23 protein-coding genes are annotated in these 21,287 nt (G+C 26.3%); 16 read left to right on the forward strand and 7 right to left on the reverse strand.

Annotated features, from left to right (window positions below; all coding sequences use genetic code 11):
• The first annotated feature begins 9 nt into the window (after positions 1-9).
• The 3 genes from pssD (at position 10) to Q4E08_RS01050 (ending at position 2,232) form a co-directional block, all read left to right on the forward strand.
• Positions 10-480 carry a PssD/Cps14F family polysaccharide biosynthesis glycosyltransferase gene (pssD, locus tag Q4E08_RS01040; protein WP_303127231.1) on the forward strand — a complete coding sequence of 157 codons (471 nt, stop codon included), beginning with the start codon at positions 10-12 and terminating at the stop codon, positions 478-480.
• A gap of 1 nt (position 481) precedes the next feature.
• Positions 482-949 (forward strand): PssE/Cps14G family polysaccharide biosynthesis glycosyltransferase, encoded by a 468-nt coding sequence (gene pssE, locus Q4E08_RS01045; protein ID WP_303127233.1) that lies wholly within the window; start codon positions 482-484, stop codon positions 947-949.
• Between the two features lie 161 nt (positions 950-1,110).
• A complete protein-coding gene (locus Q4E08_RS01050) occupies positions 1,111-2,232 on the forward strand; it encodes a DUF1887 family CARF protein (RefSeq protein ID WP_303127235.1) in 1,122 nt (373 codons plus the stop codon).
• Between the two features lie 20 nt (positions 2,233-2,252).
• Here the strand turns inward: Q4E08_RS01050 and Q4E08_RS01055 are convergent, their stop codons facing one another.
• Complete coding sequence (locus tag Q4E08_RS01055) at positions 2,253-3,143, reverse strand: phosphatidylserine decarboxylase (RefSeq protein ID WP_303127237.1); 891 nt, start codon at positions 3,141-3,143, stop codon at positions 2,253-2,255.
• Positions 3,144-3,420: 277 nt separating this feature from the next.
• On the opposite strand from Q4E08_RS01055, the gene Q4E08_RS01060 reads away from it, so the two are divergent.
• Positions 3,421-5,175 carry a ferredoxin hydrogenase gene (locus Q4E08_RS01060; RefSeq protein WP_303127239.1) on the forward strand — a complete coding sequence of 585 codons (1,755 nt, stop codon included), beginning with the start codon at positions 3,421-3,423 and terminating at the stop codon, positions 5,173-5,175.
• A 71-nt stretch (positions 5,176-5,246) separates the two neighbouring features.
• Positions 5,247-6,032 (forward strand): HAD-IIB family hydrolase, encoded by a 786-nt coding sequence (locus tag Q4E08_RS01065; protein ID WP_303127241.1) that lies wholly within the window; start codon positions 5,247-5,249, stop codon positions 6,030-6,032.
• A 58-nt stretch (positions 6,033-6,090) separates the two neighbouring features.
• Here the strand turns inward: Q4E08_RS01065 and Q4E08_RS01070 are convergent, their stop codons facing one another.
• The gene (locus Q4E08_RS01070; protein ID WP_303127243.1) at positions 6,091-7,680 is read right to left on the reverse strand and encodes an ABC-F family ATP-binding cassette domain-containing protein; all 1,590 of its coding nucleotides are present in this window, start codon (positions 7,678-7,680) and stop codon (positions 6,091-6,093) included.
• Positions 7,681-8,106: 426 nt separating this feature from the next.
• On the opposite strand from Q4E08_RS01070, the gene ybaK reads away from it, so the two are divergent.
• Entirely contained in the window at positions 8,107-8,586 is a 480-nt protein-coding gene (ybaK, locus tag Q4E08_RS01075; protein WP_368410140.1) for a Cys-tRNA(Pro) deacylase, read from the forward strand.
• Positions 8,587-8,608: 22 nt separating this feature from the next.
• Here the strand turns inward: ybaK and Q4E08_RS01080 are convergent, their stop codons facing one another.
• A complete protein-coding gene (locus Q4E08_RS01080) occupies positions 8,609-9,256 on the reverse strand; it encodes a hemolysin III family protein (RefSeq protein ID WP_303127245.1) in 648 nt (215 codons plus the stop codon).
• Between the two features lie 214 nt (positions 9,257-9,470).
• On the opposite strand from Q4E08_RS01080, the gene Q4E08_RS01085 reads away from it, so the two are divergent.
• The 9 genes from Q4E08_RS01085 (at position 9,471) to Q4E08_RS01125 (ending at position 16,395) form a co-directional block, all read left to right on the forward strand.
• Positions 9,471-10,052 (forward strand): DUF1836 domain-containing protein, encoded by a 582-nt coding sequence (locus Q4E08_RS01085; RefSeq protein WP_303127247.1) that lies wholly within the window; start codon positions 9,471-9,473, stop codon positions 10,050-10,052.
• Positions 10,052-11,755: an ABC-ATPase domain-containing protein gene (locus tag Q4E08_RS01090; RefSeq protein WP_303127249.1), complete on the forward strand. Its 1,704-nt coding sequence runs from the start codon at positions 10,052-10,054 to the stop codon at positions 11,753-11,755. The genes Q4E08_RS01085 and Q4E08_RS01090 overlap by 1 nt, the downstream gene beginning before the upstream one ends.
• 73 nt (positions 11,756-11,828) lie before the next feature.
• The gene (locus Q4E08_RS01095; RefSeq protein WP_303127251.1) at positions 11,829-11,996 is read left to right on the forward strand and encodes a bacterioferritin-associated ferredoxin; all 168 of its coding nucleotides are present in this window, start codon (positions 11,829-11,831) and stop codon (positions 11,994-11,996) included.
• A 155-nt stretch (positions 11,997-12,151) separates the two neighbouring features.
• Positions 12,152-13,111 carry an alpha/beta hydrolase gene (locus tag Q4E08_RS01100; protein ID WP_303127253.1) on the forward strand — a complete coding sequence of 320 codons (960 nt, stop codon included), beginning with the start codon at positions 12,152-12,154 and terminating at the stop codon, positions 13,109-13,111.
• 38 nt (positions 13,112-13,149) lie between these two features.
• Positions 13,150-13,359, forward strand: a complete 210-nt coding sequence (locus tag Q4E08_RS01105) for a hypothetical protein (RefSeq protein WP_303127255.1) — start codon at positions 13,150-13,152, stop codon at positions 13,357-13,359.
• 29 nt (positions 13,360-13,388) lie between these two features.
• Positions 13,389-15,395: a molybdopterin-dependent oxidoreductase gene (locus Q4E08_RS01110; RefSeq protein ID WP_303127257.1), complete on the forward strand. Its 2,007-nt coding sequence runs from the start codon at positions 13,389-13,391 to the stop codon at positions 15,393-15,395.
• Between the two features lie 89 nt (positions 15,396-15,484).
• Positions 15,485-15,805 (forward strand): DUF5661 family protein, encoded by a 321-nt coding sequence (locus Q4E08_RS01115; RefSeq protein ID WP_303127259.1) that lies wholly within the window; start codon positions 15,485-15,487, stop codon positions 15,803-15,805.
• Positions 15,806-15,947: 142 nt separating this feature from the next.
• Positions 15,948-16,133 carry a hypothetical protein gene (locus Q4E08_RS01120; RefSeq protein WP_303127261.1) on the forward strand — a complete coding sequence of 62 codons (186 nt, stop codon included), beginning with the start codon at positions 15,948-15,950 and terminating at the stop codon, positions 16,131-16,133.
• Between the two features lie 13 nt (positions 16,134-16,146).
• Positions 16,147-16,395, forward strand: a complete 249-nt coding sequence (locus Q4E08_RS01125; protein ID WP_303127263.1) for a spore coat protein — start codon at positions 16,147-16,149, stop codon at positions 16,393-16,395.
• A 194-nt stretch (positions 16,396-16,589) separates the two neighbouring features.
• Here Q4E08_RS01125 and Q4E08_RS01130 read toward each other — a convergent pair whose 3' ends face one another.
• Complete coding sequence (locus Q4E08_RS01130) at positions 16,590-16,859, reverse strand: ATP cone domain-containing protein (protein ID WP_303127267.1); 270 nt, start codon at positions 16,857-16,859, stop codon at positions 16,590-16,592.
• A 40-nt stretch (positions 16,860-16,899) separates the two neighbouring features.
• Positions 16,900-18,255 (reverse strand): YjiH family protein, encoded by a 1,356-nt coding sequence (locus tag Q4E08_RS01135; RefSeq protein WP_303127269.1) that lies wholly within the window; start codon positions 18,253-18,255, stop codon positions 16,900-16,902.
• Between the two features lie 217 nt (positions 18,256-18,472).
• Between Q4E08_RS01135 and Q4E08_RS01140 the strand changes: the two genes are divergently transcribed.
• Positions 18,473-18,661, forward strand: a complete 189-nt coding sequence (locus Q4E08_RS01140; RefSeq protein WP_303127271.1) for a hypothetical protein — start codon at positions 18,473-18,475, stop codon at positions 18,659-18,661.
• 81 nt (positions 18,662-18,742) lie between these two features.
• Here Q4E08_RS01140 and glpK read toward each other — a convergent pair whose 3' ends face one another.
• Positions 18,743-20,242 carry a glycerol kinase GlpK gene (gene glpK, locus Q4E08_RS01145; protein WP_303127273.1) on the reverse strand — a complete coding sequence of 500 codons (1,500 nt, stop codon included), beginning with the start codon at positions 20,240-20,242 and terminating at the stop codon, positions 18,743-18,745.
• A gap of 33 nt (positions 20,243-20,275) precedes the next feature.
• The gene (locus tag Q4E08_RS01150; protein WP_303127274.1) at positions 20,276-20,983 is read right to left on the reverse strand and encodes an MIP/aquaporin family protein; all 708 of its coding nucleotides are present in this window, start codon (positions 20,981-20,983) and stop codon (positions 20,276-20,278) included.
• Positions 20,984-21,287 lie beyond the last annotated feature (304 nt).

The raw sequence follows: 21,287 nt of genomic DNA on the forward strand, positions 1-21,287 counted from the left end.
GTGATTAAAGTGAAAAAAGTATTGTTTATATCATCAACTGGTGGACATTTATCGGAACTTATGCAATTAAAAAAAATATTTAATAGATATGATTATCACATAATTACAGAAAAGAATGATACTACATTAAAGTTAAAAAATGAATATGGAGATAGAATAGATTATTTAGTTTATGGAGCTAGAAACTATATGTTAAGTTATATGTTTAAGTTTCCATACAATATATTAAAATCATTATTTTTGTATTTTAAAATAAAACCAGATGTAGTAGTTACAACAGGTGCACATACAGCAGTTCCTATGTGCTACATTGCAAAGCTATTTAAAAAGAAAATAATATTTATTGAAACATTTGCTAGGGTAGAATCAAAAAGTATGTCAGGAAATATGATAAATAAAATTGCTGATGTATTTTTAGTTCAGCATGAAGAAATGACTAAAGTTTATGATAATTCTATATATAGAGGAGATTTGTATTAATATGATATTTGTTATTTTAGGAACTCATGAATTAGAGTTTAAAAGATTACTTCAATATTTAGAAGATATGGATATAAAAGAAGAAGTAATAATACAATCAGGAAATACTAATTTTACATCTAACAAATACAAGGTAATTCCTTTTTTAGATCAAAATGATTTTAATAAATATATTAAGGAAAGTACATTAGTAATAACTCATGGCGGGGTTGGATCTATACTTACTGCATTAAGGCATAAAAAGAAGGTTATAACAATGCCAAGACTTTCTAAATATAATGAGCATAATGATGACCATCAATTAGAAATATGCAATAAGCTTTCAAAAGAAGGTTATACAATGAATTGTACAGATTATGATTCTTTAAAAGAATTTATAGAAAACTATAAGAAAATTGAATTAAGACCATATATCTTTGATAATAGTAGACTTATAAATTTTTTAACAGAAACAATAGATAATATTTAATATAAAAGATACACGTAACAATTTTAAAGTTACGTGTATTTTTCATTTCGTATAAAATTTTTTATATAAGTAAAACTAATATATAAATGAATTATTTATTTGTATTAAATAATTTGATAATTATAAGTTGAGGAACTATTAATTATATAAGGAGAAACACTATGGCAAAAAACACTTTAATCACTATATTTGGTGAACATAATGAAAGTAGTTTAATATTGTTTAAAAAATATAAATTTAATAATATAAAAATAATAATAGATTCTAACTATGAAAATGAAAAGATAGATAAATTAATAAACATTTATAAACAATATAATAAAGATATGCATATAGAAATAATAAATAAAAAGGATATCAACTTAATAGATAATACAGGTAAGGAAGTTTTAAATTTAACTATAGATAATACTCTCGATGCTCTAAAATATTTAATTAAATGTATTGAATACAATATAGAATCTGTATATGTTGATATATCAAATAAAAGAGAGTATTGGTTTAAGAATGGAGTAGAGTTAATAGAGGAAGAATTAGCAGATTTAGATGTAGATGATATAATTGAGGCTAATGGAAATAATATAATATCTTATGAGTGTAAAATAAATAAAGATAATAATATAATAGATTTTACAAAAATAATACATAAAAATATTGATTTGTGGCATAAGTATAAGCAAAAATTATATGATACATCTTTATTTGAACATGATTATAATAATCCTCAATTAGTAAAAGTTAATTTATATAAATTAGATAGTAACGAAAAAAAGCTTTTATTAAATATAATTGATAAATTTAAAAAATTAAATTTAATAAAAGTAAGAGAAAATAATGATAATAGTATAGATGTAATTTTTTTAAATGATAAATTAAAAGCATTTATATTTAAAAGTGGAACTTGGCTTGAAATACTAACAGAAAGTGTAGTAAAAGAAATAAGTACAATTGATGATGTAAAAAGTGGCGTAGTTTTTTTGTGGAATGAGCCAAAAGGAAATATAAAAAATGAATTAGATGTCGTTGCGGTAAAAGACTCTATAATGGTTGTAATATCATGTAAGGATAGTTCAAAATACGATGAAAATACACTAAATGAATTAAAAGTATATAGCGATAAATTAGGTGGAGAAAACACCAAGAAAATACTTGTTGCAACAAAAAGACCAATAAAAACATCTATATTTGATAGAGCTAAAGAAATGGATATAAATATTGTAATACTAGACAAAGATTTAAATAAATTTAAAAAAGATTTAGAATTTATAATAAATAAAAAATAAAGTAACTAGATATTATCTAGTTACTTTATTTTTTTACCGATTGACTCACCCATATAAACTTTAGTTTCATAACCTAATTGTGTTTGTTTTAGTATATCACTATCAATTTTAACTGTATCTTTTTTTAGAAATAAAATTACTGTTGAACCACCAAATTTAAAGTAGCCTTTTTCATCACCTTTATTTACTTTTTTGTTTTCTTTATAAGATTGAATTATGCTACCAACACATGTTGCACCTACTTCTACATAAAGTATATTATCAAAATGATCAGATTTAAAAATTGACCATTCACGTTTATTTTGGCAGAAAAGTTTAGGTATTTTATCAACTGCTATAGGATTTACAGAATAGTAATTCCCTTTTATCTTATGATTTTTAAGTGGTATGCCTGAATCAACAAAATGATATCTATGATAATCGGTAGGACATAACCTAAAAATTAAACAAATTCCATTATCATAATTTTTTGCTATTTCAGAATCTCCTATTAGTTCTTTAAGGCTATAAGTTATTCCTTTTACTTGAACTAATTTATTCATGTTTATATTATCATAAGCAAGTAATCTTCCATCAACAGGAGACATTAACAAATTATTATTTGATGGGATAGGTCTTGCAGTAGGGATAACTTCCCTAGCAAAAAAGTCATTAAAGTTTTTAAATTCTTTAGGTGCTTTAGAATACATGCTCATATTTATATTAAAATTATCTATAAATTGAGGTATTTTCTTTTTACTTAATTTTGAATCGCAAAAAAAACCATATAATTTTGAACAAATTTTCTTTTTGACAATAAGTTCTGTAATACGTCTTCCAGAAGGGGATTGATAGCACCATTCTAAATATTTTATTCCGGCAACTTTTTCTTCTTCGTATGATTTTGTAGTTCTATTGTATACAAGTATCATATTTTACTCCTCTGTGAAATTTTATAAAAATTTTCTTAACAAATATAATAAAAGTATAGAGTAAAGTAATACTTAATGCAAGTTGAAGTAGTTTGAAAATTATAACATATTAACAAGCAATTGATATTATGTATAGAATAGGTTAAAATCAAATAGTGATTAAATTTTAAAGATTATTTTTAATAATTTTAAATATATATAATTCGATTAGTTAAAATTATAACTTTTTAGTTTTGAGAGGGTTTAAATTTAAGTTAATGGAGGTACGTTTTTAAGGATGAAAAGATTAATTATTAATGACAAGGAAATCCAAGTTGCAGAAGGTACTACTATAATAGATGCTGCAAGACAAAATGGCATAAATGATATAGCGACACTTTGTTACTTAAAAGAATGTTCAAATATAGGTAAGTGTGGAGTATGTGCTGTTGAAATAGAAGGAAAACCAAATCTTGCTTTAGCTTGTATTACAAAAGTTGAAGATGGAATGGTTGTAAGAACAAATACTGAAAAAGTTCAAGAAAGAGTTAAGTCAAGAGTTTCTACTTTATTAAATAAACACGAATTTAAGTGTGGACAATGTTCAAGAAGAGAAACTTGTGAACTTTTAAAATTAGTTATAAAGAGCAAAGGAAGAGCTACAACACCTTTTTTACCAAAAGATAAGAGTGAATATATTGATGAAAGAAGTAAATCAATAACTATAGATAGAACAAAATGTGTACTTTGTGGAAGATGTCAAGCTGCTTGTAAATCAAAATCAGGTACAGAAGCTATAAAAATAACAAACATAGATGGAACAAGAATGGTAGCTCCAACAGATAATAAGTGTTTTGATGAAACAAATTGTTTATTATGCGGACAATGTGTTGCTGCATGTCCGGTAGCTGCATTAGAAGAAAAGTCACATATTGAAAGAGTTGAAGAAGCTTTAGCTGATCCAGAAAAACACGTAATAGTTGCTATGGCTCCAGCTGTAAGAACAGCAATGGGTGAATTATTCAATATGGGTTACGGAGTAGATGTAACAGGAAAATTATACACTGCATTAAGAGAATTAGGATTTGATAAAGTATTTGATATAAACTTTGGTGCAGATATGACTATAATGGAAGAAGCTACAGAACTTATTCAAAGAATACAAGCTGGTGGTCCATTCCCAATGCTTACATCATGTTGTCCTGCTTGGGTTAGACAAGTAGAAAATAGTTATCCAGAGCTTATAGATAATTTATCATCAGCTAAGTCACCACAACAAATATTTGGTGCTGCAACAAAAACATATTATCCAGAAATAGCAGATATTGATCCTAAAAATGTATTTACAGTTACTGTAATGCCATGTACAGCTAAAAAGTATGAAGCTGATAGACCAGAGATGGAAAATAACGGATTAAGAAATATTGATGCTGTTATAACTACAAGAGAATTAGCTAAAATGATAAAGGCAAGAAAGATAAACTTTGCTAAGTTAGAAGATGGAGTTCAAGATCCTGCAATGGGAGAATACACTGGTGCAGGAGCTATATTTGGAGCAACTGGTGGAGTTATGGAAGCTGCAATAAGAACAGCTAAAGACTTTGTTGAAAAGAAAAGTTTAGAAGAAATAGAATACCATGCAGTAAGAGGTTTAGATGGAATAAAAGAAGCTACAGTAAATATAGGTGGAAAAGATTATAATGTAGCAGTAGTTAATGGTTCAGCAAACCTTTATGAATTCATGGAAAGTGGAAGAATGAATAATAAAGACTATCACTTTATAGAAGTTATGGCATGTCCAGGAGGATGTGTAGATGGTGGTGGTCAACCACACGTAAGTGCTGAAAATAGAGAAAAGATAAATGTAAAAGCCGTAAGAGCTTCAGTTTTATATAATCAAGATAAAAACTTCAAGAAGAGAAAGTCACATGAAAATGAAGCTTTATTAAAGATGTATGAAACGTATATGGGAGAACCTGGACATGGAAGAGCTCATGAGTTATTACACTTAAAATATAAGAGAAAAGATAAATCTTCAGAAGAAATTATATAATACTATATAATAAAAATGTATCTCATGCTATATTAAGTATGAGATACATTTTTTTATTTAGGGAGGAATTTATGAAGTTATTAGCAAGTGATTTTGATGGAACATTATTGGTTGATAAGGAAATACACAAGAGAGATCTTGAAGGAATAAAAACTTTACGTAAAAAGGGTCATAAATTTATTGTATCTACAGGTAGAACACTTTTAGGTATGGAAGAAGTATTTGATAAATATGATTTAGAATTTGATTATTTAGTTTTATGTAATGGAGCTTTAATACTAGATAAGGATAAAAATATAATAAAAAATAGTATGATTAATTTTGATAATGTTAAAAAGATTATAGAAGAATTTTCAGATGAAGAACAAACAGTAATTTATTTTGACAATGGAAATGGAATGAACTTAATAGATAATAAAAATACTGATTTAGAAAATATTGAAATGTTTGAAGAATTTAAAGTTGAAGTAGCTAAAAAGGAAGATATATTAAATTTAAAAAGTGGAGCATTAATTTTGAGTGTATTTGCAGCAGATGGATCTATAGAAAGAGCTGAAAAAATAAAGTCTAGATTAGTAGATATGTTTGGTGATGAACTTGGCATATTTAGAAATCAATTTTTTATTGATATAGTTTCTAAAGGATCATCTAAGGGAAATGGATTAAAAGAAGTTTTAAAATTAGAAAATAAAAACTTTGATGATATATATACTGTAGGAGATTCGTTTAATGATGTATCTATGTTTGAAATAACAAATAATAGTTATACATTTAATAGAGCGGAAGATGGTGTTAAGGCGTATGCAAAAAATCATATAGATTATGTTCATGAAATAGTAGATTACATAATAAAATAATAATAATAAAGTTAGTGCATAAATTAATGCACTAACTTTTTAATGTTGTTAAATTTAATTAATTCATAGTATCTAAGTATTCGTCATAAGACATTACTCTATCAACTATAGAACCATCTTCTTTAATATCTATTATTCTATTTGCAATAGTTTGTATAAACTCATGGTCATGAGATGCAAATAATAATACACTCTTATAATCTTTAAGACCATTATTTACAGCTGTTATTGATTCAAGGTCTAAGTGGTTTGTAGGTTGATCTAGCATTAATACATTAGCATTTGAAAGCATCATTCTAGATAACATACATCTAACTTTTTCTCCTCCAGATAAAACAGAAGCTTCTTTAAGAGCTTCTTCACCTGAGAATAACATTCTTCCAAGGAATCCTCTTATGTAGCTTTCAGATTTCTCTTCAGAGAACTGTCTAAGCCAATCTACTAATGAAAGATGGCAATCGTTGAAGAATTCTGAGTTATCTTTAGGGAAGTATGCTGTTGAAATAGTTATTCCCCATTTGTATGAACCACTATCTGGCTCCATTTCACCATTTATTATTTTAAATAATGTTGTAATAGCTATTTCGTTGCTTCCAACTAAAGCAATTTTATCATCTTTATTAACTCTAAAGCTTACGTTATCTAAAACTTTAACTCCATCTATAGTTTTTGATAAGTTTTCAACTATTAATATATCATTACCCACTTCTCTTTCAGGTTTAAATCCAACAAATGGATATCTTCTAGTTGATGGTTGAATATCATCTAAAGTAATTTTATCTAATAATTTTTTTCTTGAAGTTGCTTGTTTTGATTTTGATGCATTAGCACTAAATCTAGCAATAAAGTCTTGAAGTTCTTTAATTTTATCTTCTTTTTTCTTATTTTGTTCTTTAGCCATTTGAAGAGCTAATTGACTTGATTGATACCAGAAATCATAGTTACCAGTAAATATTTTAATTTTACCAAAGTCAACATCAGCTATATTAGTACAAACTTTATTTAAGAAGTGTCTATCATGGGATACAACAATGACAGTTCCTTCAAAGTTTATTAAGAATTCTTCAAGCCAATTGATTGATTTAATATCTAAGTGGTTTGTAGGCTCGTCAAGTATAAGTATTCCAGGATTACCGAATAAAGCTTGCGCTAAAAGAACCTTAACTTTTTCTCCACCAGTTAATTCAGAAACTTTTTTATAGTGCATATCAGTTCCTATTCCAAGTCCTTGAAGTAATGATGATGCTTCAGCTTCAGCTTCCCATCCATTAAGTTCAGCAAATTCGCCTTCAAGTTCTGATGCTTTGATTCCATCTTCATCAGTAAAATCAGGTTTAGCATATAGAGCATCTTTTTCCTTCATTATTTGGTAAAGTCTTTCATTACCCATTATAACTGTTTCTAAAACTTCAAATTCATCATATTGATAGTGATCTTGTTTTAAAACAGACATTCTTGTATTAGGAGCAATTGATACATCTCCTGTATTTGGTTCAACTTCTCCAGCAAGGATTTTTAAAAATGTACTTTTACCGGCACCATTAGCTCCAATTACACCATAACAATTTCCAGCAGTGAACTTTAAATTAACGTCTTCAAAAAGTTTACGTCCACCATATCTTAAACTAACATTTGATACAGTTATCAATCTTATTCTACCTCATTTCATAAATATATTTATTTGCCTATTATAACATATAAATTCAAATAAATACTATAATAAAATATTACTTATGTAAAATGCTTCAAAGCAAGTAAAAATAAAGCGTTAAAGCAAATGGAAGAAATGGATAAATATTATTGACAATGTTTTTATAGAAATGATAAAATTATCTTATAATTAAAGTTGTAGGTTGGAGAATGGTCATGAGATTCATTAACTTTATAAAAGGTTAATATAGCGTATGACTTGTTCGGATTTTATATATTTAGCCACATAGTTTTATACTATGTGGTTCTTTGTTTATTTAAAAATTTATAGAGTATTATCACATGAAAAGTATTTATTAATAACTAAAAATACAATGTTATAATATAAAATATAAATTTAGATTAAAGAAGGAGAGTAAATAAAATGCAAAAAATGCAAAAAACTAACGCGATGAGAATTTTAGATAAAAATAAAATAGAGTATAATGCATTAACGTATGATGCATCAGATGGACATATAGATGGAGCTGCTGTCGCAGAGAAAACAGGTCAAGACCCTAAAACAGTTTATAAAACATTAGTTACTGTTGGAAATTCAAAAGAATTGTATGTTTTTGTTATTCCTGTATTAGAAGAGTTAGATTTAAAAAAATGTGCAAAGGCATGTGGAGAAAAGAAAGTTGAAATGATACATGTAAAAGATATAAATAAGCTTACAGGATACATAAGAGGAGGTTGTTCTCCTATAGGAATGAAAAAACAATATAAGACTTTTTTTCAACAAGAAGCATTAGAACTTGAAAAAATTGTTTTTAGTGGAGGAAAAATTGGGCTTCAAATAGAAATGAATCCTAATGATATAGAAAAAGCTATAAAAGTTGAATTTAAAGATTTAATAAAATAAGGACTACAAGTTTGTAGTCCTTTTAAATTACATATAAAAATACTGCAAGAAAATGACATAAAGTTCCTAGCATAATAAATATATGGAATATTTCATGAGTTCCAAATTGACCTATTTGAAATTTATTATCTTTAAAAGCATAGATTATACCACCTATTGTATACATAATTCCACCTAGAACTAATAAAAATAAAGCTTTTGGAATTAATACTTGTGATAATGGATAAATCGCAAAGATAGCAAACCAACCTATTGCTATATACATAACGCTTGATACCCATTTAGGACAAGTGACCCAAAACATTTTAAATATAATTCCAAGTATTGCTGAAATTAAAACAGCTCCAAAAAGAATAAATCCGACTTTATTATTAAGTGCGATTAAGCAAAATGGAGCATAAGACCCAGTAATAAGAACAAAAATCATTGAGTGATCTAATTTTTTTAATGTATATATAACCTTTTCAGTTGAAATTACAGAGTGATATGTTGCAGAGGCAGAATAAAGTAAAATCATACTAACACCAAATAAAATTACAGAAACTATGGTCATTAGGCTGCTATTTGTAATAATAGCTTTTATTATTAATGCTATTAGTCCAATTAATGAAAGACCAGCACCAATAATATGTGTTAAACCATTTAATGGTTCTCTTAAATATTTATACATAAATACCTCCTTTAATAAAGTAGTTTTTAAAACTACATGTTATAATATTATTATATGTTTTTATTTTGTGTTTGGTCAAAGTTATTATTTGCTTAAATTTTAAAATTAACACTTAATTTCCTTTAATAATATTGAATTATCTTATAAATACTATTATTATAAAAATATGGACATTTTAATATATAGTTTTTAAAACTACATTAGGAGAAACAAGATGGAATTTAAAGAATTAAATAAATTAATAGATGAATTACACTTAGAGAATAATATAAAATTAAATGATATACCTGAAATAGATTTATATATGGATCAAGTAATACAACTTTTTGAAGGAAAGTATAACGAAACAAAAAGAAATGAAGATGATAAAGTACTTACGAAAACAATGATAAATAATTATGCTAAGGGTAAACTTCTTATGCCTATAAAAAATAAGAAATATTCAAAAGAGCACTTAATACTTATGAGCTTTATATATAACTTAAAAGGCGCATTATCATTAACTGATATAAAAACATCTATAACTAATATAGTAGAAAATTTTAATGATGAAGAAAGATTAAATTTAAGAAATATATATGAAAATTATTTAAATCAGTACAATAGCGATATAGATAGTTTTAGAGAAGATGTTATAAAGAAAGAAACAATGGTTAAAAAAAAGGTAAAAGGAAATAACGATTTTGAAGAAAAGTTTTTGTTATTATGTTCTATGGTAAATATGAGTAATATGTATAGAAGATTAAGTGAAAAACTTATTGATGAGTTTTTTGTTAAAGAGGAGAATGATAAGTAATGAAAGGTGCAAGTGATTTAAAAAATCTTATAAATAGTATAGATGGTAGAGGATATAAAGCATATAAAACTTTAGAAGGAAATTATGATTTTGATGATTATATTTTATTTATAGATCATGTTCAGGGAGACCCTTTTGCTTCACCATCAAGAATTAGAGTGAGTATGAATAAAAATATTAATAAAATACCATATGAGTTATTTAATGAATATCATAAAAAAATAGCTGTTCAGGATTTTGTTGCTAGAGTTTTTAATCAATGCATAAATAAATTTGGAGAAAGGGTTATGGGTTCTGGTAAGAGTGGAATTATAAGTATTAGCAAATGTCCACAAGAAATTTTAGATAGAACAGCAGTTATTATAGATAAAGAAAAAATAGAAGTAAGATTTGAAATTGGTTTTCCTGCTAGAGGAAGAACTGTACTTGGTAAGGAACTTTATAAGATACTTTATGATTTTTTACCAAATATAGTTGAAAATAGTTTAAAGTATGAAAGATTAAATAAAGAAAAACTTACAAAAAGAGTTGAGCTTGTATGTGATCAACAATTTATAAGAAAAGAATTAAAAAGATTAAATTTAGTAGCTTTTGTTGGTAATGGGTCTATACTTCCAAGGGAAAGTGGAATATCAACTAAACCTTTAAAGTCAGCAAAAAGCTTTATATCACCTAAGGAATTAGAAGTAGAAATTAATTTGCCTAACAAAGGGTTAATAAAGGGGATGGGAATAAAAAAAGGTATATCTTTAATAGTTGGTGGTGGTTATCATGGTAAATCGACACTTTTAAATGCTTTAGAGCTTGGAGTATATAATCATATTGAGGGTGATGGAAGAGAATATGTAATAACTGACAATAGCGCTATGAAAGTTAGAGCAGAAGATGGAAGGTCTATAGTAAAAGATGATATATCATTATTTATAAATAATCTTCCAAATGGAAAAAATACTACAAAATTTATTAGTGAGAATGCTAGTGGTAGTACATCACAAGCTGCTAATATCGTTGAAGCAATAGAAAGTGATAGTAAGTTATTACTTATAGATGAGGATACATCAGCTACTAATTTTATGATTAGGGATGATATAATGCAAAAATTAGTTTCTAATGAAGAAGAACCTATAACACCATTTATAGAATTAGTTAAAGGGATATATGAGCAAAAGCAAATATCAACAATAATAGTTGTGGGTAGTTCAGGAGATTATTTTGATATAGCAGATTCAGTAATTCAAATGGATTGTTATGAACCAAGGGATGTAACTTTAAGAGCCAATGAGCTTGCAAAAGGATTAATACTTAAAAGGATTGAAAATAATGATTTAAGTATTAAAATAGATTTTGATAGAAAAATTTTAAAGGGAATAATACAAAATGGACCTAAAGGAGTTAAAATTAAAACCTTAGGAACTGATGGAATTAGCATAAATAAAGAAGATATAAATTTAAGGGCAGTTGAACAAATAGTTGATAAAGAGCAAGTAACCTCAATAGGATATATAATGAAATGGGCAGAGGATAATGCTATTGATAATAATTCAACTTTAAAAGAGGTTACAGATAAGATATTAAATAGAATAAAAGAAAAAGGATTAATATCAATTAATAATTCAAAAGGTGGAGCTTGCAATTTGGCTATGCCAAGAAGACAGGAAATAATGGCAGCTTTTAATAGATATAGAAAGCTTAAAATTAAATAATAAAGTATTTAGTTATATTTAACATAAATTTTGTAAATAATATTTATGATATGTAAGAAAAGGAGAGATTATAATGAGTGATGTTATATGTACATGTCTTGGAATAACAGATGACACTATAATTGAAGCAATAAAAAATGGTGCACATACTGTTGAAGAAGTTGGTGAAGCAACAGGAGCTGGCACTATATGTGGTAGTTGCCAAGATGAAATTCAAAGGTTAATAGATGAAAATAAGTAGTTTAATAAAGTATCTAGCATTAATGCTAGATACTTTATTTTTATAAATAAAACATTTAGTAAAATTTATTATATTTCACACTTTTAAATTTAGTTTCTAATTTTATTATCATATAATATCAATATAGAACTAAAAGGTATAAGGAGGAAAGAATTATGAAAAGTTTAATTATCATATGCTTTATAGTAATTTTTTTAATAATTATTGGATTAATTTTTATAGGCAATAAATTTTATAATTTAGCTATAAATCCTAAAGTATCAAAAGATATTATTTTTAATTCTAAAGATGAAAAAAATGAAGAAAAATTAACAAAAGATAAAACAAGTGGTGAAAATGCAAAAGAAGATTTAAAGTGGTTTTTAAATGACTCAAATTATGAAGATATTTATATTAATTCATATGATGGGTTAAAGCTTCATGGATATAAGATTAAAAATAAAAATGATACAAATAAGTGGGTTATAACAGTTCATGGATATACGAGTGAAGGAAAACTTATGTCTAATTTTGCAAAACATTTTTATGAAATGGGATACAATTTATTAGTTCCAGATTTAAGAGGTCATGGAATGAGTCAAGGTGATTATATAGGAATGGGTTGGGATGATAGATTAGATATAATTAGTTGGATTAATTTTTTAAATGAAAATGAAAGAGATAATATAACAATATTACATGGAATATCAATGGGTGGAGCAACAGTTATGATGACATCTGGAGAAGAACTTCCAAGCAACTTAAAATTGATAATAGAAGATTGTGGTTATACTTCAGTTTGGGATCAATTTGCATATGAATTAAAAGTTTTATTTAAGTTACCACCAATTCCTTTTATGAACGTGGCAAGTTTAGTATGTAAAATTAGAGCAGGGTACTTTCTAGGAGCTGCATCATCAGTTAAACAATTGGCAAAAGCAAAGGTTCCTATTTTATTTATTCATGGAGATAAGGATGATTTTGTTCCTTTTTATATGTTAGATAAAGTTTATAGTGCTGCTAATTGTAAAAAAGAAAAGTTAGTAATAAAAGGAGCTGGACATGCTAAAGCAGCTACAGTTAATCCTAAAAAATACTGGGAAACAGTAAGGGAGTTTATTGATAAAAATATTTAATAAGTTAAATAAAATATAAAGAATGGGGAGTAATGAACTTGAAATTAAAAAATAAAGAATTAATAGCTAAAATAACGTTAGTAGTAGCAATTATAGGAGAAGTTTTATGTGGAGGAATTATATTTTTTGATATTTATTCAGGAAAAAGTACATTTTCAGATCAAATCAAAAATATAATAGCTTTAATTGCAGTTATGATATATGGAATATATATTTATAGGAAATCAGTAAATAAAAGAAAAAAATAATTTTTTCTAAATTTAAATGGAGGTATTAAATGAAAAAGTTAAGTCATGGTTGTACCTTAGATTGTTTTGATTGTTGTAAGTTTAATATTTATGTAAATGATAGTAAAGAAATTAAAATAGAAGGTGATAAAAATCATCCATATACTAAAGGTATTATATGTAAAAAGGGATTAGCTCATCTAGATAGATTAAATCATAAAGATAGAATATACAAACCTATGATTAAAAGAGAGAATAAATGGATTGAAATATCTTTTGATGATGCATTGGATATTATTACTGAAAAGCTAAAATATTATAAAGAAGAATTTTCTTCTAATTCAATATTGTATTATGAGCAATATGGTAATGGGTCTATTTTAAAAAGTATTGGGGATATATTTTTTAACTTTTATGGGGGAGTAAGTAAACAAAAAGGTGGACCATGTTGGAGTGCTGGAATTGCTGCACAAAAATTAGATTTTGGCGACTCAAGAAGTCATTCCTTAGAAGATATGCTAAACAGTAAAAATATATTTGTGTGGGGAAAAAATCCTGCAAATACAACAATTCATACTATGCAAATGATAAAAAAGGCAAAGGATAAAGGTGCTAAAATAATAGTTATTGATCCAATATATACAAATACAGCAAAGTTATCTGATGTTTATATACAAATTAAACCTGGTGGAGATGGTGCATTAGCATTAGCTATGGGAAAATTAATAATAGAAGAAAGACTTTATGATGATAATTATATAAAATCATATGTTTTAGGATTTGATAAGTATAAGAAATATTTAGAATCATTAGATTTCAATATATTATTAAATAAATGTGGAGTTAATTTAGATGATTTATATAAGCTTGTAAAATTATATACAGAAAGGTATTCAACTATACTTTTAGGATATGGAATACAAAAATATAAAAATGGTGGAAATACAATAAGAGCGATAGATACATTAGGAGCTATAACAGGGCAAATAGGAGTAAGTGGCGGTGGAGTTAATTATGCTAATAAAGTTTATCCATCAGTTTTAAATACAGATCCTTTTAATAGTGAAAACTTTTGTATCAATAGAAAATTTTATACTAGTGATATAGTTAGCTTTATAAATGAATCTATTAATGGTAATACATATTATAAAGATAATATTTATATTAAAAAACCTAAGATTAAAGATGACTTGACTAAAAGCAATGTTCCTATAAAGATGGCTGTAATAGTAAAGAGTAATTTATTAAATCAATTACCAAATTTAAACGGATTAAATAGTGCTATTGATAAAATAGATTTTAAAGTTTGCTTTGATATGTTTATGACTGATACTGCAAAAAGGTGTGATTTATTTATTCCAACAACAAGTACTTTAGAAAGCGAAGATTTACTTTATAGTTCAATGACTAATCCATATATAATATATAATGAAAAAGTTGTAGAGCCATTAGACAAAAGAATGGATGAATATGAATTTTTTAAGGAGTTAGCTAAAAAATTAAATATAAAAAATTATCCTTTTGTATCTAAAAGAGAATATATCGAAAAAATAATAGAACCTCTTAATAAATATATAGATGATATATATATAGAAAAAATAAAAAATAATTATATAACAATACATGATTCAGTTGCATGGAGAGATAAAATGTTTTTAACTAAGTCGGGAAAATTTGAAATTAATTTATATAAAGAGGATTTTATTGAAGATAATAATAATAATAATAATAAATTTAGGTTGTTAACTAATCACAGCAGAGATACTTTATTTAGTCAACATATGATGGATAAAGAAGGAATATCAAAAGCATATATAAATGAATCTATGGCTAGTAATTTAAAAATAAAAAGTTATGAAGAAGTAACATTAAAATCTAAAAATGGAAGTATAAATGTAGAAATTATAATAGATAATTCTATTGCTGATTATGTTGTAATGATGTATGTAGGTTGGTGGACAAAACATGGAAATCCTAATTACATAACTGTTTCAGATATATCTGATATTGGTGGACAAATAACCTATAATGAGACTTTTGTTAGTATAGAAAAATAAATTTACTTAAAAATATATTTAAATTAGAACATTTATGTTTATGTATAAATATAATAAATTTAAAAATAATTTATTATAAGAGGTTTAAAATGAAAAATAGTAAGTGGATGTTAGTTAAGTTTAGAGGTGAATTAGGAAAAGTTTCTTTTTCAGATGAGGAAGTAAAAGATATAGCTAAAAAATTAAAAATAGATTTTTCAAAAGAAAAATTTGATTTTAAACAATTTAAAATGGGATTAGAAGTTGAACTTGAACATGGAACTAAATTTCCAAATACTAATGTTACAAATAATGATCCAATTCTTACAGGACAAATCGCTTTAGCTCATTTATTAGAGTTTCCTGATTATTATACAAGATTGAAAAAGTTAGAAGATGAGGCAAAAGATTATTGGGGTAAGAAAAAATAAAGAAAACCTTTGAGTAATATTTAAATTTTACTCAAAGGTTTTTTATTTTACAGTTATTACAAAGTTAATCATATTACAGAAATGAATATTTTTTTATAACTAATAGATACTAATATTGTAGAAAATTAAAGGAGATGATTATATGGCTAATTTAAATGAAGTAGAGTTACAAAACTTAAGACATTTAATTGGTGGTCATAGTACTGTTGAAAAGAAACTAGAAGCTTATGCACAACAATGCACAGATCCTCAATTAAAAGAAATGCTTAAAAAAGATTCTCAAGATGCAAAGGCAAGCAAAGAAAAACTAATGTCATTCTTAGGTTAGGGAGGTATATAAAATGCAAGAAAAAGAAATGATAAGCGATTATTTAGCTTCAATTAATGCTAGTTTATCAAAATATGGTGATATAATATCACAAACAGAAAATGAACAATTAAGACAGACAATTCAAGTAATGAGAAATCAAGATGAAGCTCGTCAATATGCATTATTCCAAAAAGCAAAAGAAAAGGGATATTATATTCCAGCTCAACAAGCAACTCCAGAAGAAATTAATACTGTAAAATCTCAATTATCTCAAGGATAATAAAAAATAAAAGAATAGAAATTTCTATTCCTTTATTAATTAAAATATAATTAAGATAATGATTATAAGATTACAAGTTATATTTTAAGTTATTTAATATTTAAATTTATTATTTATTAGAATAAGTTGTTAATGAGTTAGATAGAATACTATATTTAAATAGCTATACCAAATATTTTGGTATAGCTATAAATTTAAAATAAAACATATTTTTTTGATATGTCATTGAATCCACATTCTTTTAATGATTCAAATAAAAATATTTTAATTTCTAAACTTGAAATTATTCTATCAGGATTCTTTTTTATAAAGTTAGTAAGCTTAGAGTCAAAAGTTTTTCTTATATAGTTTATATCAGATTCATTTAATATTTTGCCACAATCGCTAAAAGCACTTTTAATGCTTGTAATTAGTTTATTAATATCAAAATTTTCTAAACGACCATCTTTTTTTATTATTACCATAGCTAAACCTCCCTAAATACTAATATTAGTATTTTATCAATTAAAAGAAAATATTCGCCATAAGAACTATAACAGGTAATGTTACTATAGTTCTTTCAAAGAATAATATTATTAGATCTTTTATTCCAACAGGGATTTTTGATCCAAGTAAAAGACCTCCTACTTCTGACATGTATATAAGTTGAGTTACAGATATACAAGCTACTATAAATCTAGTCATTTCATTAGTTATTGTAGTTGCAAGAACTGAAGGTATAAACATATCTGCAAATCCAACAATTAAAGTTTGAGATGCGGCAGCAGCTTCAGGTACTCCAAGTAACTTTAAGAATGGAATAAATGGTATACCCATAACTTGGAATATAGAAGTATATTCTGCAATCATAAGTGCTATTCCACCCATAGCCATAACTATTGCAAGTACACCAATCCACATATCTAAAACATTTTTTATTCCTGATATAAAGAAATCTTTTGCATTAGTATTACTTTCAGCTTTTTCAACAGCTTTTTCAAGTCCCCAAGAAAATGGAGTATATCCACTAGGAATAACTTCTAGATTTTTTGAATCTTGTCCTCCAAAATAAGAATCTTCTTTTTTTGAAAGAGGAGGTATTCTTGGAATTATTATTGCTGCAACTATTCCTGAAAGTGTAACTGTTAAATAGAAAGGTAAAAACATATGAGCAAGACCAACTTGTGATATTATAACTAAACAAAATGTTATTGATACAGCTGAAAAAGTAGTGCCTATAACAGCAGCTTCTCTTTTAGTATAAAAGCCTTGTTCATATTGCTTTGAAGTTAAAAGTATTCCTATACTTCCATCACCAAGCCATGAAGCTATACAGTCTATTGATGATCTACCAGGAAGATTAAAAATAGGTCTCATAATCTTAGTAAGAAGAGAACCTACAAATTCTAAAAGACCAAAGTCTAAAAGCAAAGGTAGTAAAAATCCAGCAAATAAAAATACTGCAATTAATATTGGTAATAAATCATTTAAAACAAGTCCTCCTGTATTTTCAGACCATATAAATTCAGGTCCTATTTGAAAATAAGAACATATAATAAAAATCATTCCTAATATTCTAGCTATAAACCATAATGGTGATACATTAAATAAATTATTTAGATATTCATTTTTTACTAAAAATTTTGGTTTAAATATTTTTATGATTATACTTCCAATAACAGATATCGATATTAAAATTAAAGCCATTAGTTTTAATAAATCAGTAAAATTTCCTTCTATAAAATTAGCAAGAAAAGCTATAGGAATTGTTACTTGGCCATTAATTTTACAAGGTATCATAAATAAAGATATTCCTATTATAGATGGAATTAAAAATTTTAATAATGAATTTAACTTATATTTATTCATACAATTACTCATAAATTACACTCCTTTTATAATTTTATGCATTAAAAATTAATATTTATACACTATGTATATTAATAATACATCAAAAATATGAAAAAAGATAGTAGTTTTGTTAAAAATATTTATAAATATACATAAGAATATTATAAATGCATCCTTAAATATACAGGTTTAATATTAAAAAAATAATACATACTATTAGTATAAGAATGAAAGGAGTGCATTATAAATGAAAAGAAATGCTATTCAAAATGTAAGATGTTCTTTAGATGAATTAAAACAAGCAGAATCAATGTTAAATCATGCTGCAATTACTGTTGAAAAATCAGAAAACAAAAAAATGATAGAAGATTCATTATGTTCAGTACATGATACTATTAAAAAAATAGAAAATACAATTTCTAATTATCAAGAATAATTAGAAATAAGGATTTTTTAATAAAAAATAAATAAGAATAAAGAAAGAACTATCATATTTATGATAGCTCTTTTTTTTATTTTATTCAGAATCTTCCCATTCCATTGATCTCTTAACGGCTTTTTTCCAACCTGAATAAAGTTTGTCAACATCTTTAGAGTCCATTTTTGGTTCAAATGTTTCTCCAATACATTTCATTTGTTTAATTTCATCTTTATTTTGCCAGAATCCAACAGCAAGACCAGCTAAGTAAGCAGCACCTAAAGCTGTTGTTTCTATGATTATTGGTTTTTCAACTTTTTTACCTATTAAGTCTGATTGGAATTGCATTAAGAATTTATTTCTACTTGCACCACCATCAACACTTAAAATATTTATTTCGCAACCCATATCTGAAACCATAGCATCTAAAACATCTTTAGTTTGATAAGCTATTGATTCTAAAGCTGCTCTTATTAAGTGATTTCTATTAGAACCTCTAGTTAATCCTAATATAGCACCTCTTGCATACATATCCCAGTAAGGAGCACCAAGACCAACAAATGCTGGAACAACATAAACTCCACCATTATTTTTTACTTTATTTGCAAAATATTCTGAATCGGATGCATCTGTTATAAGTTTTAATTCATCTCTAAGCCATTGAATTACAGCTCCGCCAACAAATATAGAACCTTCTAATGCATACTGTACATTGTCTTTAGTGCTAGCAGCAATAGTTGTAATTAAGCCTTTTTTACTTTTAACTAGCTCATTTCCTGTATTCATCAATAAGAAACAACCTGTTCCATAAGTATTTTTAGCATCACCTTTTTCAAAGGCAGTTTGTCCAAATAATGCAGCTTGTTGGTCACCGGCCATACCTGCTACAGGAACTCTAATTCCACCTTCTCCACCAAGGTTTGTGTATCCATAAATTTCAGATGAGCTTTTAACCTCTGGTAACATATTTTTAGGAATATTTAATTCCTTTAATAATTTATCATCCCATTTTAAATCTTTTATATTGAAAAGCATAGTTCTTGAAGCATTAGTATAATCAGTTACATGAGATTTACCATTTGTAAGCTTCCAAACAAGCCAAGTATCTACAGTACCGAAAAGTAAATCACCTTTTTCAGCTTTTTCTCTAGCACCTTCAACATTATCAAGTATCCATTTAATTTTTGTACCTGAGAAATAAGCATCAAGAACTAAGCCAGTAGTATCTTTAATATATTCTTCTAATCCTTTTTGTCTAAGTTCATCACATATAGAAGCTGTTCTTCTACATTGCCAAACAATTGCATTATATATTGGTGTACCAGTGTTTTTATCCCAAACGATTGTAGTTTCTCTCTGATTTGTTATTCCGATAGCTGCAATTTCATTTGGAGAAATATTACTTTTTGCTATAGCTTCTTGTAAAACACCGAATTGAGAAGACCAAATTTCCATTGGATTGTGTTCAACCCAACCTTCTTTTGGATAAATTTGAGTAAATTCCTTTTGACTAACTGCAATTATATTTTGGTATTTATCAAAAATAATTGCTCTTGAACTTGTAGTTCCTTGATCTAAAGCGATTACATATTTCTTCATTTCACTCACCTCATATAAATTCTCATAAATTAACTATCTAAATAAGATTACAAATGCAAATGCACCTAGAAGTCCTCCAACAATTGGAGCAATTACAGGAATCCAAGCATATTTCCAATCTGAATCCCTTTTTCCTGGGACAGGTAAAATAGCATGTGCTATTCTTGGACCTAAATCTCTTGCTGGATTTATTGCGTATCCAGTAGTACCACCAGAACTTAAACCAATTACCCAAATTAGTAAACCTACAGCAAGTGTATTAAGACCATTAGCCATTGGAACTGCATTAATTCCTAAAATAGCAAATACTAATAAGAAAGTTCCAAAGAATTCACTTATAAAGTTGAATTTACCATTTCTTATTGCAGGGCCTGTACAGAATACACCAAGTTTTCCGTCTTTATCATCAGTAACTTCAAAGTGATTATAATATTGTATAAATACCAAAGTAGCTCCTAAGAATGCGCCAATCATTTGAGCAGTTATATACATAGGAACTTGGCTCCAAGGAAAATCACCTATGGCAGCTAAGGATAAAGTTAAAGCGGGATTAAAGTGTGCTCCACTTGTTGCACCAAAGATAAAGGCAGGAACAGCAACAGCAAATGCCCAACCAGTTGTGATTACCATCCAACCACTGTTTGTGCCTTTTGTTTTCTTTAAAACAACATTTGCAACAACTCCATCTCCAAGATAAATTAAGAACATTGTGCCTATCATTTCTGCTAGAAAGTTAACCATAAAAATACCCCCATTAGATTAGTTTTATAATACAAACATTAACTATAATTGTTAATGAAATATATTCGTTAATTAAACCTATATCTAAAAAACAAAAAAGTTAAGCATAGGAAAATAAGCTATCCTAATTTATGCTTAACTCTAAATCTCTACCACATAAACACCTAATATATTCAATTTGAATGTAAACACTTTAATGAAAACATTTACAAGAATAGTATATCATATTTAAACATAATTGTAAAAATCTTTTTTTATTAAATATATATTAAATTAAAAATATATTATGCTAAAATTAAGAACA

It is taken from the genome of Clostridium sp. (genome assembly GCF_030532265.1).
GTDB lineage: Bacteria > Bacillota > Clostridia > Clostridiales > Clostridiaceae > Clostridium.

What these genes read in the sequence shown, in the direction of transcription:
- Q4E08_RS01120 (WP_303127261.1), top strand. Translation starts at nt 15,948, where the DNA reads ATGGCTAATTTAAATGAAGTAGAGTTACAAAACTTAAGACATTTAATT.
- Q4E08_RS01115 (WP_303127259.1), top strand. Translation starts at nt 15,485, where the DNA reads ATGAAAAATAGTAAGTGGATGTTAGTTAAGTTTAGAGGTGAATTAGGA.
- Q4E08_RS01140 (WP_303127271.1), top strand. Translation starts at nt 18,473, where the DNA reads ATGAAAAGAAATGCTATTCAAAATGTAAGATGTTCTTTAGATGAATTA.
- Q4E08_RS01135 (WP_303127269.1), bottom strand. Translation starts at nt 18,255, where the DNA reads ATGAGTAATTGTATGAATAAATATAAGTTAAATTCATTATTAAAATTT.
- Q4E08_RS01065 (WP_303127241.1), top strand. Translation starts at nt 5,247, where the DNA reads ATGAAGTTATTAGCAAGTGATTTTGATGGAACATTATTGGTTGATAAG.
- ybaK (WP_368410140.1), top strand. Translation starts at nt 8,107, where the DNA reads ATGCAAAAAATGCAAAAAACTAACGCGATGAGAATTTTAGATAAAAAT.
- Q4E08_RS01125 (WP_303127263.1), top strand. Translation starts at nt 16,147, where the DNA reads ATGCAAGAAAAAGAAATGATAAGCGATTATTTAGCTTCAATTAATGCT.
- Q4E08_RS01090 (WP_303127249.1), top strand. Translation starts at nt 10,052, where the DNA reads ATGAAAGGTGCAAGTGATTTAAAAAATCTTATAAATAGTATAGATGGT.
- Q4E08_RS01150 (WP_303127274.1), bottom strand. Translation starts at nt 20,983, where the DNA reads ATGGTTAACTTTCTAGCAGAAATGATAGGCACAATGTTCTTAATTTAT.
- Q4E08_RS01095 (WP_303127251.1), top strand. Translation starts at nt 11,829, where the DNA reads ATGAGTGATGTTATATGTACATGTCTTGGAATAACAGATGACACTATA.
- Q4E08_RS01085 (WP_303127247.1), top strand. Translation starts at nt 9,471, where the DNA reads ATGGAATTTAAAGAATTAAATAAATTAATAGATGAATTACACTTAGAG.
- glpK (WP_303127273.1), bottom strand. Translation starts at nt 20,242, where the DNA reads ATGAAGAAATATGTAATCGCTTTAGATCAAGGAACTACAAGTTCAAGA.
- pssE (WP_303127233.1), top strand. Translation starts at nt 482, where the DNA reads ATGATATTTGTTATTTTAGGAACTCATGAATTAGAGTTTAAAAGATTA.
- Q4E08_RS01130 (WP_303127267.1), bottom strand. Translation starts at nt 16,859, where the DNA reads ATGGTAATAATAAAAAAAGATGGTCGTTTAGAAAATTTTGATATTAAT.
- Q4E08_RS01055 (WP_303127237.1), bottom strand. Translation starts at nt 3,143, where the DNA reads ATGATACTTGTATACAATAGAACTACAAAATCATACGAAGAAGAAAAA.
- Q4E08_RS01050 (WP_303127235.1), top strand. Translation starts at nt 1,111, where the DNA reads ATGGCAAAAAACACTTTAATCACTATATTTGGTGAACATAATGAAAGT.
- Q4E08_RS01100 (WP_303127253.1), top strand. Translation starts at nt 12,152, where the DNA reads ATGAAAAGTTTAATTATCATATGCTTTATAGTAATTTTTTTAATAATT.
- Q4E08_RS01110 (WP_303127257.1), top strand. Translation starts at nt 13,389, where the DNA reads ATGAAAAAGTTAAGTCATGGTTGTACCTTAGATTGTTTTGATTGTTGT.
- Q4E08_RS01080 (WP_303127245.1), bottom strand. Translation starts at nt 9,256, where the DNA reads ATGTATAAATATTTAAGAGAACCATTAAATGGTTTAACACATATTATT.
- Q4E08_RS01060 (WP_303127239.1), top strand. Translation starts at nt 3,421, where the DNA reads ATGAAAAGATTAATTATTAATGACAAGGAAATCCAAGTTGCAGAAGGT.